This is a genomic window from Streptomyces sp. WAC06614, assembly GCF_003949795.1.
Taxonomy (GTDB): domain Bacteria; phylum Actinomycetota; class Actinomycetes; order Streptomycetales; family Streptomycetaceae; genus Streptomyces.
Window position 1 is genome coordinate 1 of sequence record NZ_RPRY01000140.1, and the last position, 18274, is coordinate 18274.

Consider the following 18274-nt stretch of genomic DNA (forward strand, 5'->3'; position numbering starts at 1 on the left):
GCCAGGAGGTGGTGGCTTCGGTGGGGGGCGTCAGGGCCGGGTTTTCCTCGCCCGGTCCGGGGGCGTCCGCCCAGGCCTCGATCTCGCCGTGGCCGGCGGTGCAGTGGTCGTACAGGGCGGTCAGGAACGAGGACGGGCCGCGGGGCTTCTTCTGGGTCGGGCCCCACCAGTGGGAGGAGGCCAGGAGGAGGGAGCGGGGCCGGGTGAAGGTGACGTAGCCCAGGCGGAGCTCCTCCGTGGTCTGGTGCTCCTTCAGCTCGGCCCGGAAGGCCTTCAGGCCCGCCGAGGTCCACTCCGGGTCCGCCGGCAGCGTCTCCGCGTCGCCGCGCAGCCCGTGCGGCAGCACCCTGGCGTACGAGGTCCACGCCTCCCGCGGCTGCTCGCTGGGGAACGCCCCCCGGTACAGCCCGGGCACCGCCACCACGTCCCACTCCAGGCCCTTGGACTTGTGCGCGGTGAGCACCTTGACGGTGTTCTCCCCGCCCGGCAGCGCCTGGTCCAGGCCCTTCTCGTACTGCGCCGCCGTCCGCAGGAACGCCAGGAAGGCGAGCAGCGAGGCCTCGCCGTCCAGCGCCGCGAAGCCCGCCGCCACGTCCAGGAACGTCGACAGCGTCTCGCGGCGGCGGGCCGCCAGCGCGTGCGGGGACGCGGACAGTTCCACGTCCAGGCCGGTGGTCGACAGCACCCGGTGCAGTACGTCCATCAGCGGGTCGGCGAGCGAACGCCGCAGGTCGCGCAGCTCCTGCGCCAGGTACGCGAAGCGGATTCTGGCGTCGGCGGAGAAGGGCAGGTCGTCGCCGTCGTACGAGGAGCTGTCGAGGAACGTCTCCAGGGCGTCGGCCAGCGAGACGATCTCGGCCGGGTCCACGCCCTCCACGGCGGCCGCGAGCCGGTGGTCGCGGTCGTCCTCGCCGGCCCCGGCGTCCCCGCGCGCGACGAGCAGCCGGGCGCGGCGGCCCAGCAGGGCCAGGTCGCGGGCGCCGATGCGCCAGCGGGGGCCGACGAGCAGCCGGACGAGGGCGGCGTTGGCGCCGGGGTCCTGGAGGACCTCGCAGACGGAGACGAGGTCGGCGACCTCGGGGAGGTGCAGCAGCCCGGACAGGCCGACCACCTCGACCGGCACGTCGCGGGCGACCAGCGCGGCCTGGATCGCGGCGAAGTCGCCGGCCGAGCGGCAGAGCACGGCGATCTCGCCGGGCTCCTTGCCGGTGCGGACGAGGTGGGCGAGGGAGTCGGCGAGCCAGTCCAGCTCTTCGGCGTGGGTGGGCAGGAGGGCGCAGCGCACGAAGCCGTCGCGTTCGGCGCCGGGGGCCGGGCGCAGCGCCTCGACGCCCTCGTGCAGGGCGCGCAGGGGGGCGGCCAGGGTGTTGGCGAGGTCGAGGAGGCGGCCGCCGCTGCGGCGGTTCTCGCTGAGCGACTGCCGCTCGGCGGGGGTGCCGTCGGCGTGCGGGAAGTGGTGGGGGAAGTCGTCGAGGTTGGCGACGGAGGCGCCGCGCCAGCCGTAGATGGCCTGGCAGGGGTCGCCGACGGCGGTGACGGCGTGGCCGGTGCCCCCGCCGAACAGGCCGGAGAGCAGGAGCCGCTGGGCTACGGAGGTGTCCTGGTACTCGTCGAGGAGGACGACCCGGAACTCCTCGCGCAGCAGGGTGCCGACCTCGGGGCGGGTGGTGGCCAGCTCGGCGCACAGGGCGATCTGGTCGCTGAAGTCCAGGAGGTCGCGGGAGCGTTTGGCGGCGCGGTAGCGCTCGACGAGTTCGAGCAGCTCCAGGCGGCCGCGGACGGCTTCGGGGACCTTGCGCAGGTCGTCGTTGGTGAGGCGGACACCGGCGAGGGTGTCGAGCAGGGCGGTGTCGTACGTGCGCAGGCGGGCGGGGGTGACCAGGTGCTCGGAGAGCTCCGCGTCGAGGGCGAGGACGTCGGAGACCAGGTCGGGGACGGAGCGGGTGAGGGCCGGGTACGGCCCGGGGGCCTCGCGCAGGACGCGGGCGGCGAGCTGGAAGCGGGTCGCGTCCGCGAGGAGGCGGGCGCTGGGCTCCAGGCCGATGCGCAGGCCGTGGTCCTTGAGGAGCTGGCCGGCGAAGGCGTGGTAGGTGGAGATGCGGGGCTCGCCGGTGGCGTCCTCGTCGGTGGGCGACGGGTCGGGGTCGGTGATGCCGGCGCGGGCGAGGGCGGTACGGACGCGGTCGGCGAGCTCGCCGGCGGCCTTGTTGGTGAACGTCAGCCCGAGGACCTGGTCGGGGCGGACCTGGCCGGTCCCGACCAGCCAGACGACGCGGGCGGCCATGACGGTGGTCTTGCCGGAGCCGGCGCCGGCGACGATGACCTGCGGGGCGGGGGCGGCGGTGATGCAGGCCGTCTGTTCGGGGGTGAAGGGGATGCCGAGGAGCTCTTTGAGCTGCTCGGGGTCGGAGAGGACGGGTGCACGCACCCAAGAAGGCTATCCGCCGGGGCCGACAAACGGGGCGGGGCCGTGCCCCGCCGGCCCTGGGCGGAGCCCGCCCCTCTGCCGAGCCGGTCCCCGCGGCCCGGGGGCCCCTTGCCGGATCCGCTCGCGTGGTCCGTGGTCGCTCGCGCAGTTCCCCGCGCCCCTCGGGGGGCGTTCCCTTGCCGGATCCGCTCGCGTGGTCCGTGGTCGCTCGCGCAGTTCCCCGCGCCCCTCGGGGGGCGTTCCCTTGCCGGATCCGCTCGCGTGGTTCGCTCGCGCAGTTCCCCGCGCCCCTCGGGGGGCGTTCCCTTGCCGGAACAGCTCGCGTGGTGCGTGGTCGCTCGCGCAGTTCCCCGCGCCCCTCGGGGGGCGTTCCCTTGCCGGATCCGCTCGCGTGGTCCGTGGTCGCTCGCGCAGTTCCCCGCGCCCCTCGGGGGGCGTTCCCTTGCCGGATCCGCTCGCGTGGTGCGTGGTCGCTCGCGCAGTTCCCCGCGCCCCTCGGGGGGCGTTCCCTTGCCGGAACAGCTCGCGTGGTCCGTGGTCGCTCGCGCAGTTCCTCGCGCCCCTGAAGGGGCGGGGCCTTGTCGGATCCGCTCGCGTCTCTCGGCGGGGCTCTGGTGGGGCCGCCCAGGGGCGCGGGGCCCGAGGGGCTGACCCTGGAAGGGTCAGTCGATCACGTGGCGGCCCTCCGGGCGGGCGCTGCAGGCTGCGCGGAAGGTGCAGCGGGTGCAGTGGTCGCCCGTGGACGGGGTGAAGCGTTCGTCCAGGACGCGGCCCGCGGCGTCGGCCAGGAGGTCGGCGACCCACTCCCCCGCCAGCGGCTCCTGCCGCTGGACCTTGGGAACGGTCTCGCCGCCGTCCTTCTTGGCCGCGCCCTGCCGCAGCTGCACCAGCTCGGCGCCGCCCGGCTCCGGGCGGCGGCCGTCGAAGGCGTCGTCCACGGCGCCCTCGCGGACCGCCAGCTGGTACACCGCGAGCTGGGGATGCCGCGCGACCTGCTCCTTCGTCGGCGCGGCCTTGCCCGTCTTGAAGTCGACGACGTACGCGCGCCCCTGCGCATCGGCCTCGACCCGGTCCATGGAGCCGCGGATGCGGACCTCGTACCCGCCGGCCTCCAGCGTGACGTCGAACTCGTGCTCGGTGGCGACGGGGGTCCGGCCGGCCCGGTCGGAGTGGTGCCAGCGCAGGAAGCGTTCGAGGGCGGCGCGGGCGTTGTCCTTCTCCTGCCGCGACTTCCACGGCGCGTCGAAGGCGAGCCCGTCCCAGACCGCGTCGAGGCGCTCCATGAGGACGGCGAGGTCGGCCGGGGTGTGCCCGGAGGCGACCTCGTCGGCCAGGACGTGGACGACGTTGCCGAAGCCCTGGGCGGCGCTGGCCGGGGTGTCCGCCTTGACCTCGCGGCCGAGGAACCACTGGAGGGAGCAGGTGTTCACGAGCTGGTCCAGGGCGCTGCCGGAGAGGGCCACGGGCCGGTCGCGGTCGCGCAGCGGGACGCGGCTGCGGGTGGGCTCGTACAGGCCCCACCAGCGTTGCGGGTGCGCGGCGGGGACCAGCGGGCGGTCCTCGTCGTCGGTGAGCGCGGCGAGCCGCGCGAGCCGCCGCGCGGCGGCGTCGCGCAGCGCGGGCGAGGCGTCGGGGTCGACGGTGGTGGCGCGCAGCTCGGCGACGAGGGCCGGGACGGACAGCGGTCGGCGCGGGCGGCCGGTGACGTCACGCGGCTCGACACCGAGTTCGGTGAGGAAGCGGGAGGGCTGGTCGCCGTCCTCGGCGGCGGCCTTGACCGCGGTGACCACGAGGCGGTCGCGGGCGCGGGTGGCGGCGACGTAGAACAGCCGGCGTTCCTCGGCGAGGAGGGCACCGGGGGTGAGGGGCTCGGCGAGGCCGTCGGTGCCGATGCGGTCGGCCTCCAGGAGGGAGCCGCGGCGGCGGAGGTCGGGCCACAGGCCCTCCTGTACGCCGGCCACCACGACGAGGCTCCATTCGAGGCCCTTGGAACGGTGCGCGGTCATCAGGCGGACCGCGTCGGTGCGGGTGGCGGCGCGGGAGGTGGAGGTGAGGGTGTCGGCGGCGATGTCCTCGGCCTCCAGCTGTTCGAGGAAGTTGAGGGCGCCGCGGCCGCCGGTGCGTTCCTCGGCGCGGGCGGCGGTGTCGAAGAGGGCGCAGACCGCGTCGAGGTCGCGGTCGGCGTTGCGGCCGGCCGCGCCGCCGCGGCGGGCGTTGCGTTCCAGGCGGGCGGGCCAGGGGGTGCCGTCCCAGAGGGCCCACAGGGCCTCTTCGGCGGTGCCGCCGCCTTGGAGGATCTCGCGGGCCTTGCGCAGGAGGAGGCCGAGGCGTTGGGCTCCGCGGGCGTAGGCAGGGTCGTGGGCGACGAGGCGCTCGGGCTCGGCGAGGGCGCGGGCGAGCAGCACGTCGGAGGGTGCCGGGGTGCGCACCCCGGCCGCCCGCTCCTCCTCGCGCAGGGCCCGGCCGAGCCGTCGCAGGTCGGCGGCGTCCATCCCGCCGAGCGGCGAGGCCAACAACTCCAACGCCTCCTCGACCCCGACCCAACCGACCCCCGGCCCACCGGTCCCGGACCCCTGACCGCCGCCGTCGACCGCACCCGGCCCCGATGCCCGGGCGCCATCGCCCGCGCCGCCCACCTCGCCGTCCACCGTGCCCGGGGCGGACCCCAGAGCGCCGCCCACCTCGCCGTCCACCGTGCCCGGGGCGGACCCCTGAGCGCCGTCGACCGCGCCCGGCGCCGCGGGGGCCCGGCCGTCGCCGGCCGCGGCTGCCGCGGCGGACGTCGGCACGGCGCCCTCTGGGTCCGCGTCGCCGGACCCGCCGTGCACCGCACCCGGGGCGGCACCGTCCGCCCCCGGGCCGCCGGCGCTCCGCGCCGCGGGCACGGCGAGGGCGGCCTCGTCGGACCCGCCCGGAGCGGACTCGGCATCGGTCGATACGGGCAGATCGGCAGGCTGCCGAGCCGTCGTGGCACCGCCGTCGGCGGCCAGGGCCGCGGCGCTCCGCGCCGCCGGCACGGCGAGGCCGGCCTCGCCGGCGACGGCCGGAGCGGGCTCCGACGCAGCCTCGGCCTCGGCCGGGACGGGCAGAGGGGCGGGGTGCGGAGCGGTGGTGGCGGCGGTGGCCGTCAGGCGGAGGGCTGTCAGGAGGGGGGCCACCGCCGGTTCGTGGCGGAGGGGGGTGTCCTGGGACTCGGTGCGGGCCGGGACGCCCGCGGCGATCAGGGCGCGGCGCATCGAGGGGAGGGTGCGGCCCGCGGCGCGGACCAGGACGGCCATGTCCCGCCACGGGACCCCGTCCTCCAGGTGGGCCCGGCGGAGCACGTCCGCGATGTTCTCCAGTTCCGCCGACGCCGTCGGGAACGTCAGGACCTCGACCCGGCCGCCCTCCCGCGTCGCCCGCAGCTCGCGGTGGGCGCGGACCGCCGCCGCCGGGAGCCGGGGCACCGGCATGCGCGTCGTCAGCAGCCTGGTCGCCGCCAGCAGGTTCGCGCCCGAGCGGCGCGAGGTCGTCAGGGCGTGCACCCGGGCCCCCGGGAAGGCCGACCCGAAGTCGAGGATGCCGTTCACGTCGGCGCCGCGGAACGCGTAGATCGACTGGTCCGGGTCGCCGAACGCCACCAGCGACGCGCCCCCGCCGGTCAGCGCCTGCAGCAGCCGCAGCTGCGACGCGTCCGTGTCCTGGTACTCGTCGACGTACACCGCGTCGTACAGCGACGCGATCCTCGGCTCGCGCTCCGCCAGCAGCACCGCCCGGTGGACCAGTTCCGCGTAGTCCAGGGTGCCCTGGAGGTCCAGGACGTCCAGGTACTCCGCGAGGAACGCCGCCGCGGCCGCCCAGTCCGGGCGGCCGGTGCGCCGCGCGAAGTCCGCCAGGGCCTGCGGGCCCAGGCCCAGCTCCCGGCTGCGGGCCAGCACGGCGCGGACCTCGTCCGCGAACCCGCGCGTGGTCAGCGCCGCCCGCAGGTCGTCCGGCCACGGGATCGACCGCAGCTCCCGCTGGCCCTCCAGCAGGGCGCGGACCGTCACGTCCTGCTCCGGGCCGGACAGCAGCCGGATCGGGGTGGTGAACAGGTCCGCGTCCTGGTGGGCGCGGACCAGCGCGTAGCAGAACGAGTGGAACGTCGTCGGCTGCGGCGCCCGCGCGCCGCCCAGCCGCAGCGCGGTACGGTCGCGCAGTTCGACCGCCGCCTTGCGGCTGAAGGTGAGCACGAGGATGCGGGAGGGGTCGGCGCCGGCCTCCACCCGCGCGGCGACCGCCTCGACCAGGGTGGTCGTCTTGCCGGTGCCCGGCCCGGCCAGCACCAGCAGCGGGCCGCCGGTGTGATCAACCACCGCCTGCTGCGCTGCGTCCAGAACAGGTGGATCCACTCGCCCCGGCCCGGTACGCACCAGTCGGTACGCGTCCGGGGTCCGCGTGCGCCGCTCTGAGCGGTCGGAGGGAGAGGTGATCACGTGGGGTGCCGGTCCGGTCTTGACGAGGGGTCCATCAGTGCTGGCGGGTGTGGCGGTTCCGGCCGCTGCGGGGGCGGGTGCGCCTGCGGGTACGCGTGCGCCTGCGGGTGCGGGTGCCGTTGCGGCGGCCGTTCGTGCCGAAGAGGCAACGCTACGGCACGTCGGGCTTCCCGTGCAGTTCCGTCCGCTCCGTCCGCTCCGTCAGGTGCTGCGGCTCCGGCTCCGTCAACGCCTTCGGGTCCGTCCGCGTGCTCGTGCGAGGTACGTGGCCCGTCCGGGGCGCGTCGCCCGTCCGGCCCGTCCTCGGGTCCCCGCCCGGGCCTTCCATGGCGGAAGCTGGCAGGTGTGAGCTTCAGCGCACCGCGGCCCGGTCCGCGGTCAGCCCCCGTCCCACCGCGCGCGCCGCATGTCGATCCGCGGTCCGGCGGAGGTCTCGCGCAGCGGTGTGGCCTCGGTGCGGTAGTGCTCCAGCGCCCGCAGCTCGTGACCGGGCAGGGGGACGCCGTCGGCGCGGACCACGCGCCACCAGGGGACGGCGCCGCCGTAGAGGGACATCGCCCGGCCCACCTGCCGGGGGCCGCCCTCGCCGAGCCACTCGGCCACGTCGCCGTACGTCATCACCCGCCCGGGCGGAATCCGCTCGGCCACGTCGAGCACCCGCTCCGCGTACTCCGGCAGTTCGTCCATGCGGCCCATGGTGCCGCACGGCGGCGGGGCGCCTGCGGAACGCTTAACTCCACAACGGCGCGGACCCCTGATGCCCCGCCGCCCCGTCCGTCCGTGCCACCATCTTCCGGGCGGTGACTCGTGATACGTGATCAAGAAGAGACGGAAGTGACGGCGAAGGAGCAGGGTGTGAGCCCTCAGGACGACGCGATGAACCACGCGGCGGCCGAGGCCGAGCACACCCGCGCGACGCCGCACCCGGGCCCCGGGGACCGGGCGCCCGGCCACGGCACCGGCCCCCGCGGCCACCGGCCCCCGGCCGAGGGGACCGGCCCGCCCGAGCCCGAGCCGACCGACCCCGAGCCGACCGACCCCGAGCCGACCGAGCCGGAGCCGACCGACCCCGACCACGCCGAGGCGGCCCGCGCCGGGGCGGCCCGGGCCGGGGCCGACCCGGACGAGCCCCAGTCCGGCCCGGGCAGGAGCCGGCGCAGCCGCGCCAACGCCGAAGCCGCCCAGGCCAAGGCCCAGCGCGGCCGGGCCCCGGCCGAGCGGAGCGAGGCTCAGGCCCGCCCGGGCAAGGCCGAGCGCGGCCGCGCCAAGGCCGAGGAGGCTTCGGTCGGGTCCGGGCATGCGCCGGCCGATCCCGTCGAGGTCGACGAGCCGCTGCTGCCGGCCCGGGTGCACCGGCCCTCCGACCTGGTCCGGCTGCTCGTCGGGGTCCTCGGTATCGCTCTGGTCCTGGCACTGGCCGCCTTCGCCCACGGCACCACCGCCGGCCTGGAGGCCGACATCAGCCAGGGCACCGACCAGGCTCCCGACCTGCTGATCAAGGTCGCCGGGCTGGTGTCGAGCATCGCCGTGCTGCTCGTACCGGTGGCCTTCGCCATCGAACGGCTGATCAAACGCGACGGACTGCGCATCGCCGACGGCGTCCTCGCGGCCGTCCTCGCGCACGGCGTGACCCTCGCCACCGACCTGTGGGTCTCCCGCGCCGCCTCCGACACCGTCCAGGACGCGCTCACCCGGGCCACCGGCCAGGGCGATGCCCTGACCGACCCGGTGCACGGCTACCTCGCGCCCGTGATCGCGTACATGACCGCCGTCGGGATGACCCGACGGCCCCGCTGGCGGGTCGTCCTCTGGGCGGTCCTGCTGCTCGACGCCTTCGCCATGCTCGTCGGCGGCTACACCACCCCCTTCTCGATCATGCTCACGGTGCTGATCGGCTGGAGCGTGGCCTACGGCACCCTGTACGCGGTGGGCTCGCCGAACGTCCGCCCCACCGGCCAGAACCTCCTGGCCGGCCTGCGCCGCGTCGGCTTCCAGCCGGTCAGCGCCACCCGCGCGGAGGCCGCCCCGGACGGCGGCCAGGAGAGCCAGGAGCAGAGCGACCGGGGCCGGCGCTACCACGTGACCCTGGAGGACGGGCCGCCGCTCGACGTCACCGTCGTGGACCGCGAGCAGCAGGCGCACGGGTTCTTCTACCGGGTCTGGCGGCGGCTGACCCTGCGCGGCATCACCACCCGGCGCAGCCTGCAGTCGCTGCGCCAGGCGCTGGAGCAGGAGGCGCTGCTCGCCTACGCCGCCATCGCGGCCGGGGCGAACGCGCCGAAGCTGATCGCCACCTCCGAGCTCGGCCCGGACGCGGTGATGCTCGTCTACGAGCACCTCGACGGCCGATGTCTGGACACCCTCGCCGACGAGGAGATCACCGACGAGCTGATCCGCAACGCCTGGCAGCAGGTACGGGCGCTGCAGTCGCGGCGGATCGCGCACCGCCGGCTCACGGGTGACGCCCTGGTGGTGGATCGTTCCGGCAATGTGACCCTCACCGATCTGCGCGGCGGCGAGATCGCGGCCGGTGACCTGGTGCTGCGGATGGACATCGCGCAGCTGCTCACCACGCTGGGCCTGCGGGTCGGCGCGGAGCGCTCGGTGGCCTCGGCGGTGGAGGTGCTCGGCCCCGACGCGGTCGCCGACTGCCTGCCGCTGCTCCAGCCGATCGCGCTGAGCCGCTCCACCCGGGCGACCCTGCGCCGGCTGGCGCGCGAGCGCGCCCAGCGCGAGCGGGAGGCGGTGCTCGCGTCCACGCAGGCCGCGAAGACCGAACGGGAACGGTCCAAGGCCGATGCGAAGGCCGAGCGCAAGGCCGAGAAGCGGGCGCTGGACGAGGCCATGGACGAGGCCCGCGAGGAGGACCTGCTCAGCCAGATCCGCCGCCAGGTGCTGCTGATCCGGCCGCAGGCCCCGGTGGAACCGGCCCGGCTGGAGCGGATCCGGCCGCGCACGCTGGTCTCGTTCATCGCGGGCGCGTTCGCCGCGTACTTCCTGCTGACGCAGCTCACGCACGTGGACTTCGGCCGGGTCATCGGCGAGGCCGAGTGGGGCTGGGTCGGGGCGGCGGCGGCGTTCTCGGCGCTGAGCTACGTCGCGGCGGCGATGAGCCTGCTGGGCTTCGTGCCCGAGCGGGTGGCGTTCCTGCGGGCCGTGACAGCGCAGGTGGCGGGCTCGTTCGTGAAGCTGGTGGCGCCGGCGGCGGTCGGCGGGGTGGCGCTGAACACCCGGTTCCTGCAGCGTGCGGGCGTCCGGCCGGGGCTGGCGGTGGCCAGCGTGGGCGCGTCCCAGCTGTTCGGTCTGGCCAGCCACATCCTGCTGCTGCTGGCGTTCGGCTATCTGACGGGGACCGAGAAGACCCCCGACATGGCGCCGTCCCGGACCGTGATCGCGGGTCTGCTGACGGTCGCGGTGCTGGTGCTGGTGGTGACGGCGATCCCGTTCCTGCGGAAGTTCGTGGTGACCCGGGTCCGGGCGCTGTTCGCGGGGGTGGTGCCGCGCATGCTGGACGTGCTCCAGCGCCCGCAGAAGCTGGTCACCGGCATCGGCGGCATGCTGCTGCTCACCGGCTGCTTCGTGATGTGCCTGGACGCGTCGATCCGGGCGTTCGGCGGGGGTGAGACGCTGAGCCTGGCCAGTGTCGCGGTGGTCTTCCTCGCGGGCAACGCGCTGGGGTCGGCGGCGCCGACGCCGGGCGGTGTGGGCGCGGTGGAGACCACGCTGACGCTGGGCCTGATCGCGGCGGGGCTGGAGAAGGAGATCGCGATCTCGGCGGTGCTGCTGTTCCGTCTGATGACCTTCTGGCTGCCGGTCCTGCCGGGCTGGCTGTCGTTCAACTTCCTCACCCGCAAGGAGGCCATCTAGCCTCCCGGCGGGGCAGCGCGGGGCGGGGCGTCGGTACGGTCAGTACGCCGGCACCACGGCTGCCGGGAGCAGCAGGGAGCAGCCCACCTCCACGGCCCCGACCGCCGCCGGCCGCAGGCCGCGCCCCGGCAGGCCGCCGCACGGGTCAGGTGGAGGGCGAAGGGCAGGGCGCGAGCCACGGGGAGAGGGCGGCGGCGGCCGGGACCGCGGCCAGGTGGTAGCCGAGCGAGGCGCGGCGGCAGGGGCGGGAGTTCTGCTCGCGGATCATGAGGAGTTCGCCGCGCTGGGCCCGCTGGTGGACTCCCTCGGGTGACCGCCAAGGGTCACCTTCGACGTGGCCGAGGAGGTCGCGTACCTGGGCGCGAAGAACGGCACGGTCCGCGGCGGCACGGCCGACGGCCGGCCGTGGCCGGACACCGCCCGGCGGGCCTGCGAGGCGGTCCTCGCCCTGTCCGGCACCGGCAACGGCCGCCTGGCCACCCAGGGGTTCGAGAGCCTGGAGAAGAAGGTCGGCACGCCGATGGCGCACCTGGCGGCCGAGGCCGAGGGCAAGCGGACCACCTTCGCCGACACCCGGGCCCGGACGGTCCCGGTGATCACCTCGCCGGAGTGCCGAACTGCCGGTCCTGGGGGTCTGCGGGGCCGCGTACGAAGGCGTGGGCGTGGCGGCCTGCGTCGCCACCGGCCTGGCCGCGGCCCGGCGCCTGCGGTCCACGGCCCCCCGCGTCCCCGCACCGGCCTGACCCGCCCGGCGCCGGGGCCGGGCGGGCGGGCCGCCGGGCGCCGGCGCCCGGTCAGACCGGCCGGGGACCGGCAGCCGGGGCGGCGGTGCCGGGGCCGGTCTCAGCCCTGGTCCGAGGCCCATTTGGCGATCAGCCGGCCCAGGAGCTCCGCGCAGCGGGCCTGGGCCGGGGAGATCTGCTCGACCGGCGCCAGGGCGGCGTCGGGCTCCGGTTCGCGGGGGTGCGGGGTACCCGTGGTGGAGGGCGGGACGGCCGTGGGGCCGCAGCCCTCGTCCACGAACTCCGGCTCGGGGAAGCTCGCCGCCCGCTCCGCCGCCTCCATGGCCTGGATGTGCACGAAGTAGGCGTGCGCCAGCCGCTCCACCCGGGGGTCGTCGGCCGGCGCCCCCGCCAGTTCCATCAGCTCGGTCTGCAACCGCCGCTGCTCCGCCCGCAGCCGCGGGTGCACCGCCAGGACGTGCCGGGTCACCGCCTCGTGCGCCGCCACCGCCGGCCCCAGCGGATGCGCGCTCCGCTCCAGCTCCGCCGCCCCGGCCGCCCCACCGGCCCCCGGCGCCTCGGCCTCCTCCGCCGTCCCGCCGTGCTGCGCCAGCCGGGCCGCCAGCTCGGCGAGGTTCCCGCGGGCGGCCCGCAGCCGGGCCAGCGCCGCCCGGCGCGCGTGCAGCTCGCCCTCCTGCCCCGCCAGCGAGGCTTCCAGCTCCGCCAGCAGCTCCTCGTGGTCCGTCCTCCGCCCGAGCGCCGCCCGTACGTCGTCCAGCGCCGTGCCCCGCTCCACCATCCGCCGCACCCACAGGATCCGGACCACGTCCGCGAAGCCGTAGTCCTCCCGCTCCGGCAGCAGCCCGAGGTCCTGGTAGTGCCGCAGCGTCCGCGGTGTGGTGCCCGTCAGCGCCGCCGCCTCACCGATGTTGAGGTTCTCGCTCATGGTCACCACCAGACCAGAAGACCGGGCGGCCTGCGCAAGCAGGCACCCCAGGGCTGCCACTCACATGGCCCACGACGCGGGCGGACTCCTGCCGCCGACCGCAGGATGGGGACATGCCTCGACACGCCCTGCGGACCACCGCAGCCACCGCCGTCACCGCCGCGCTGCTCGCCACCGCGGCCTGCTCCGACGACGGCGGCGGCAGCAGCAGCGCGGAGGACACCTCCTCCTCCAGCATCTCCGCGGGCAGCACCGGCACCGCGCTGGACTGGGGCACCTGCCCCGCGCCCGACGCCGCCCAGGGCGGCGGCAAGCCGCCCGGCCCGGAGTGGGAGTGCGCCACGCTCAAGGTGCCGCTCGACTGGTCCAAGCCCGAGGGCGAACAGATCCCGCTGGCGCTGATCCGGACCCGCGCCAAGGACGAGAAGCGGCGCCTGGGCTCCCTGGTGTTCAACTTCGGCGGCCCGGGCGGCTCGGGCATCAGCACCCTGCCCGGCGCGGCCGACGAGTACGCGGCCCTGCGCGAGCGCTACGACCTGGTCAGCTTCGACCCCCGCGGGGTCGGCCGCAGCGCGCCGGTGCTCTGCGAGAACGACAAGCAGCTCGACGCCTACTACGCCCAGGACTCCTCCCCCCAGACCCCGGCGCAGCAGAAGGCCTTCATCGACGCCCAGCGCGACTACCGGGAGGCCTGTCAGCGCAACTCCGGCAAGGTGCTCCCGTACGTCGGCACCGAGAACGCCGCCCGCGACCTGGACGCGCTGCGCAAGGCCCTCGGCGACGAGAAGCTGAACTACTTCGGCATCAGCTACGGCACCGAGCTCGGCGGGGTCTACGCCCACCTCTTCCCGCAGAACGTCGGCCGTGCGGTGTTCGACGCGGTCGTGGACCCGACCAAGGACTCGGAACAGGGCTCCCTCGGCCAGGCCAAGGGCTTCCAGCTGGCCCTGAACAACTTCGCCCAGGACTGCGTCGAGCGCGGTGACGCCTGCCAGCTCCAGGGCAGCACCCCCAAGGAGATCGAGGACAACATCGTCGCGCTCCAGAAGAGCCTGGCCACCAAGCCGATCCCGGGCATCGGCGACCGCAAGCTGACCGAGAGCGCCGCGACCGGCGGGATCGCCCAGGCGCTGTACTCCAAGGAGCTGTGGCCGCTGCTGGAGCAGGGGCTGGACGAGGCCGAGGGCGGCCAGGGCCAGCTGCTGCTGGCGCTGTCCGATGCGCTCAACGGCCGGGACCAGTACGGCCGGTACAGCAACATCGGCGCGGCGAACACCGCCATCAACTGCGCGGACTCCAAGGAGCGCTACTCGCTGGAGCAGACCAAGGCCAAGCTGCCGGAGTTCCAGGCGGCCTCGCCCGTGTTCGGCAGCTTCCTCGGCTGGGGCCTGCTGGCCTGCACGGGCTGGCCGGTCAAGGGGGCCTGGAGCACCCCGGACGTGAGCGCGCCGGGCTCCCGGCCGATCCTGGTGATCGGCAACACCGGGGACCCGGCCACCCCGTACGAGGGCGCCCGGCACATGGTGGAGAAGCTCGGGCCCGGCGTCGGCGTGGAGCTGACGTACAAGGGCGAGGGGCACGGCGCCTACAACAGCGGTGACCGGTGCGTGCAGGCCGCCGTGAACGGCTATCTGCTGGAGGACAAGGTGCCGGCCGCCGGCACGGTGTGCACCGCCGCCTGACGACGTTCCTGGACGGGCCCGTACGACCGCGGCTAGTAGACCGGCTTCTGCGGCTCGATCTGGTGGACCCAGCCGATCACGCCGCCGCCGACGTGCACGGCATCGGCGAAGCCCGCGGACTTGAGCACCGCGAGGACTTCCGCACTGCGGACACCCGTCTTGCAATGCAGGACGATCCGCTTGTCCTGGGGGAGGTCCTGCAGGGCGGTGCCCATCAGGAACTCGCCCTTGGGGATCAGCTTGGCGCCCGGGATCGAGACGATCTCGTACTCGTTCTTCTCGCGGACGTCGATGATCTCGATGTTCTCGCCGTCGTCGATCCACTCCTTGAGCTGCTTGGGAGTGATCGTCGAGCCGAGCGCCGCCTCCTGGGCCTCCTCGGACACGACGCCGCAGAAGGCCTCGTAGTCGATGAGCTCGGTGACGGTCGGGTTGTCGCCGCAGATCGCGCAGTCGGGGTCCTTGCGGACCTTGACCTGGCGGTACTGCATCTCCAGGGCGTCGTAGATCATCAGACGGCCGACCAGCGGCTCGCCGACACCGGTGAGGACCTTGATCGCCTCGGTGACCTGGATGGAGCCGATGGACGCGCACAGCACGCCCAGGACGCCGCCCTCGGCGCAGGAGGGGACCATGCCCGGCGGCGGGGGCTCCGGGTAGAGGCAGCGGTAGCAGGGACCGTGCTCGGACCAGAAGACCGAGGCCTGGCCGTCGAAGCGGTAGATGGAGCCCCACACGTACGGCTTGTTCAGCAGCACGCAGGCGTCGTTGACCAGGTAGCGCGTGGCGAAGTTGTCCGTGCCGTCGACGATCAGGTCGTACTGGCTGAAGATCTCCATCACGTTGGAGCTGTCGAGCCGCTCCTCGTGCAGGACCACGTCCACGTACGGGTTGATGCCCTTGACCGAGTCCCGCGCCGACTCGGCCTTGGAGCGGCCGATGTCGGACTGGCTGTGGATGATCTGGCGCTGCAGGTTCGACTCGTCGACCTCGTCGAACTCCACGATGCCCAGGGTGCCGACGCCGGCCGCGGCCAGGTACATCAGGGCGGGCGAACCGAGACCGCCCGCGCCCACGGCGAGCACCTTCGCGTTCTTCAGGCGCTTCTGGCCGTCCATCCCGACATCCGGGATGATCAGATGGCGGGAGTACCGACGGACCTCGTCAACGGTGAGCTCAGCAGCCGGCTCGACCAGGGGTGGCAGCGACACGGGGACTCCGTAGAGGTAAAGGCGAAAGCGTTGGTTCTTCCCGTAACAGTGCCACGCGCTTCTTCATTCCGAGACACCCGGTCCAATCCGCGAGACGATTTCGTCCCAGTACGCGGGCATTCCCGCCCAGGGGTCCGATCCCGCGGCCCGATCGGTGAACCAGATGGTGCCCGCGCCCTGCCAGCGGGCGATCCGCAGCGCCTCCTCCAGGTGGGTGCGGGGGACCCCGTGGACGAAGTGGCAGAAGCGCTCCGGCGGATGCTCGGAGGTCCACTCCGCCACCTGGGACCAGCGGTAGTCGGCCCAGCCGCCGGAGAAGGTGACCAGTTGGTCGGCGGTCTCGACATAGCCGGGGTACGGGTGGGTGCCGTGCCCGAGGACGATGTGGAGCCCGTCCCCCAGGCCGCGCAGGGTGTCCACGACCCGGCGGACCGCGGCGAGCTCGGAGCGGTCGGCGGGCGCCCGGTCCAGGTAGAAGCCGCCCACCTGGTACCAGTCCAGGAAGCGGTGGGCGTCGGAGACCAGCTCACCGAACGACCGGCTGCCGTCCCGCAGGGCGAGATGGCCGAGGACGGTGCCGCCGGCACCGGCGAGCTTGCCCGCGGCCCCCGTGCAGTGCGGGTCGGGGCGCCGGCCGGGGCCGTCCGAGACGTTGAGGACGGCCCAGTGCAGCGGGGTGCCGGGCCGGGTGAGCTCCGCCCATTCGACGGGGGCGACCAGCGGGTGGGCGTATCCGGGGCTGCCGAGCCCGAGCCGGCCGGAGCCGGTGGCGGCCGGGGCGGCCCCGGGCGGGGCGGTCAGATACGGCACGCTGCCTCCATCCAGATGTCCGCGAGGGACTCCTCCAGGTTGATCCGGGGCCGCCAGCCGAGCCGGTCCCGGGCGGTGCGCACGTCGGCCTGCTGCCACACCCCGCACCCGTCGGGGTAGGGGAAGGCGGCGGGCGAGGGCGGGGCGGCGGCGAGCTGTTCGTGGCTCGCCTCGGAGCGCGGGGCACCGATGCCGGCCCGGCCCGGGTGGTGGCCGGGCTGCTGCGCGGGCAGGTCCAGCTCGTGCAGCGCGCCGCCGTAGCCGGCGACCCGGGCCAGCACGGCCGCGGCGTCCCGCAGCCGGACGGCCCGGCCGGTGCCGATGTTGACCACGCCCTGGGCGGCGGACAGCGAGGCCGCGTGCACGGCCCGGGCCACGTCCCGTACGTCGACGAAGTCGCGCTGCACCCCGAGGCCGCTGAGCTTGAGCTCGCTGTCCCCGGACTGCATGGCCCGGCGCATGGCCTCGGCGAGCCGGCCGAGCGGGGACCCGGCCGGGGTGCCGGGGCCCACGGGCGAGAACACCCGCAGCACGACGGCGTCCAGGCCGGAGCCGAGGACGAGTTCCGTCGCGGCCAGCTTGCTGACGCCGTACGGCCCGCCGGGTCTGGGGACGGCGTCCTCCGCCGTGGACGATCCCGGCTGGCTGGGCCCGTACTCGGCGGCGCAGCCGAGCTGGACCAGGCGGGCGCCGCAGCCGCTGCGGCGCAGCGACTCGCAGATGGTGGCGACGGCGACGGTGTTGTGCCGGGTCAGCTCCCGGGCCCCGCCCCGGGTGGCGCCCGCGCAGTTGATCACCACGCCGGGGTGGACGGCGTCGAGGAACCGGGTCAGCGCGCCGGGGCTGCCGGTGGCCAGGTCGAAGCGGACGTCGGCGTCGTCGCCGCGGCCGAGCGCGGTCAGCTGGACGGCGGGGTCGGCGAGGAGCCGGTCGGCGACGTAGCGGCCGAGGTATCCGTTGGCTCCGATCAACAGCACCCTCATCGCGCGGCCCCCTGCTCGATGGCTTGCCCGTTCATGTCCTGCATGTGCTGTCTCTCCATTCATGGGTGTGCGTGTGCGGATGCGCGGGACAACGCGAAGACGGCGTGGACGAGGAGGCCCGCCGCGGCGACCGGGGCGGACACGGCCGCCGTCACGAGGGCGACGAGCACGGGGGCCCGGCGGGCCCGGGCCGGTGCTCCGTGCCGCAGCAGCAGCCGGGCCAGGAACAGCAGCACGGCCAGCGGGAGGCCGACCCGCAGCGGGGCCCCGGCCGGCGCCAGCAGCGGTACGGCGAACGCGGCGTGCGCCAGGACGGCGCCGACCAGCAGCGGGCGCGCCCCGGCGGCGAAGTCCGCCAGGGCCCGGCTGCCGTGGAGCCGCCGCCCGGCCCGGGCCGCGAACCAGGCGCCGACCAGGTGGGCCGGGGCCACGGTGAAGGCCAGTCCGAGCGCGAGGCCGGGCCCGTGCCGGTAGGTGGCCCAGCAGAGGAGGACGGCGGCGACGAGCTGGGTCCCGCCGCTGCGGGGCCGGCCGAGCCCGGCGACGACGGCGGCCACGGCGAGCAGCGCGGCCCAGGTCCGCCCCGAGCCCAGGGCCTCGCCCCAGGGCGGCAGGGGCGCCCCGAACCCGCCGGTCGCCAGCGCGCCGCCGGCGGCGAGGAGCCCGGGCAGCACGGCCAGGAGGCCGGCGCGCAGCAGCCGGACGGGGTCCGGGGGGCCACCGCGGCGCCGGCTCCTGGTCCCGGGGCCGGCGGCGGCCGGGTCGGGGCGCGGGACGCGGGCGTAGAGCTCCTCGGCGAGGGAGAACACGTCGCGGTGCCGGAACCGGGCGGCCGTCCGGTCGGTGATCCCGTGGGCCTCCAGCCCGGCGGCGATCTCCAGCGGGTCCACGGCCCGTGCGCACAGCTCCCGGTGGCGGTGCAGCAGCACCTTGACCGGGTCCCCGGAGGCCCGCCGCCGCACGGGCGGCCGCGGCGGCGTGGGCCCGGCGGGCGGCTCGGGCGCGGGCGTCGGCGGGGGCGCGAACAGCGGTGCAGGCGGCTCGGGCGCGGCGGTGGCCGGAGCGGAGCGCTCGGGTCCGGGCCCCTGCCAGGTGGTGGTGGTCATACGGCGGCCTCCGGTGCTGTGGCCCAGGTCGGGGTGGTCCAGTGGCCCGGGACGCGGGCCTCGGG

The 18274-nt window shown here is 75.6% G+C and carries 11 protein-coding genes and 1 pseudogene; 3 read left to right on the forward strand and 9 right to left on the reverse strand.

The annotated features are described in order from the left end of the window. The 3 genes from EF918_RS19620 to EF918_RS19630 form a co-directional block, all read right to left on the reverse strand. Positions 1–2428, reverse strand: a 2428-nt coding sequence (locus EF918_RS19620; RefSeq protein ID WP_148141247.1) for an ATP-dependent helicase, incomplete at its 3' end; no start/stop codon positions are given. A gap of 662 nt (positions 2429–3090) precedes the next feature. Next, positions 3091–6819 carry a UvrD-helicase domain-containing protein gene (locus EF918_RS19625; protein ID WP_185921821.1) on the reverse strand — a complete coding sequence of 1243 codons (3729 nt, stop codon included), beginning with the start codon at positions 6817–6819 and terminating at the stop codon, positions 3091–3093. Positions 6820–7260: 441 nt separating this feature from the next. Beyond that, a complete protein-coding gene (locus EF918_RS19630) occupies positions 7261–7578 on the reverse strand; it encodes an MGMT family protein (RefSeq protein WP_125647998.1) in 318 nt (105 codons plus the stop codon). Positions 7579–7737: 159 nt separating this feature from the next. On the opposite strand from EF918_RS19630, the gene EF918_RS19635 reads away from it, so the two are divergent. Further along, positions 7738–10749 (forward strand): lysylphosphatidylglycerol synthase domain-containing protein, encoded by a 3012-nt coding sequence (locus tag EF918_RS19635; protein WP_260610381.1) that lies wholly within the window; start codon positions 7738–7740, stop codon positions 10747–10749. 145 nt (positions 10750–10894) lie between these two features. On the opposite strand, the gene EF918_RS38295 is transcribed toward EF918_RS19635, so the two are convergent. Then, complete coding sequence (locus EF918_RS38295) at positions 10895–11017, reverse strand: hypothetical protein (protein ID WP_260610382.1); 123 nt, start codon at positions 11015–11017, stop codon at positions 10895–10897. A 3-nt stretch (positions 11018–11020) separates the two neighbouring features. Here EF918_RS38295 and EF918_RS38300 point away from each other — a divergent pair. Continuing rightward, a pseudogene (locus EF918_RS38300) lies at positions 11021–11359 on the forward strand (nitrate reductase subunit alpha); the annotation flags it as partial. Positions 11360–11592: 233 nt separating this feature from the next. Here EF918_RS38300 and EF918_RS39085 read toward each other — a convergent pair. Next, positions 11593–12417, reverse strand: a complete 825-nt coding sequence (locus tag EF918_RS39085; protein WP_125648001.1) for a MerR family transcriptional regulator — start codon at positions 12415–12417, stop codon at positions 11593–11595. Positions 12418–12530: 113 nt separating this feature from the next. On the opposite strand from EF918_RS39085, the gene EF918_RS19650 reads away from it, so the two are divergent. Continuing rightward, on the forward strand, positions 12531–14099 hold the full coding sequence (locus EF918_RS19650; protein WP_125648004.1) for an alpha/beta hydrolase: 1569 nt from the start codon (positions 12531–12533) through the stop codon (positions 14097–14099). A 32-nt stretch (positions 14100–14131) separates the two neighbouring features. On the opposite strand, the gene moeZ is transcribed toward EF918_RS19650, so the two are convergent. From moeZ to EF918_RS19670, 4 genes are all read right to left on the reverse strand, one after another. Then, positions 14132–15310 carry an adenylyltransferase/sulfurtransferase MoeZ gene (gene moeZ, locus EF918_RS19655; RefSeq protein ID WP_125648007.1) on the reverse strand — a complete coding sequence of 393 codons (1179 nt, stop codon included), beginning with the start codon at positions 15308–15310 and terminating at the stop codon, positions 14132–14134. A 63-nt stretch (positions 15311–15373) separates the two neighbouring features. Then, complete coding sequence (locus tag EF918_RS19660) at positions 15374–16120, reverse strand: spherulation-specific family 4 protein (protein WP_125648011.1); 747 nt, start codon at positions 16118–16120, stop codon at positions 15374–15376. Beyond that, positions 16108–17103 (reverse strand): NAD-dependent epimerase/dehydratase family protein, encoded by a 996-nt coding sequence (locus EF918_RS19665; protein ID WP_125648014.1) that lies wholly within the window; start codon positions 17101–17103, stop codon positions 16108–16110. The genes EF918_RS19660 and EF918_RS19665 overlap by 13 nt, the downstream gene beginning before the upstream one ends. A gap of 59 nt (positions 17104–17162) precedes the next feature. Beyond that, positions 17163–18274, reverse strand: a 1112-nt coding sequence (locus EF918_RS19670) for a hypothetical protein (RefSeq protein ID WP_221889728.1), incomplete at its 5' end; no start/stop codon positions are given.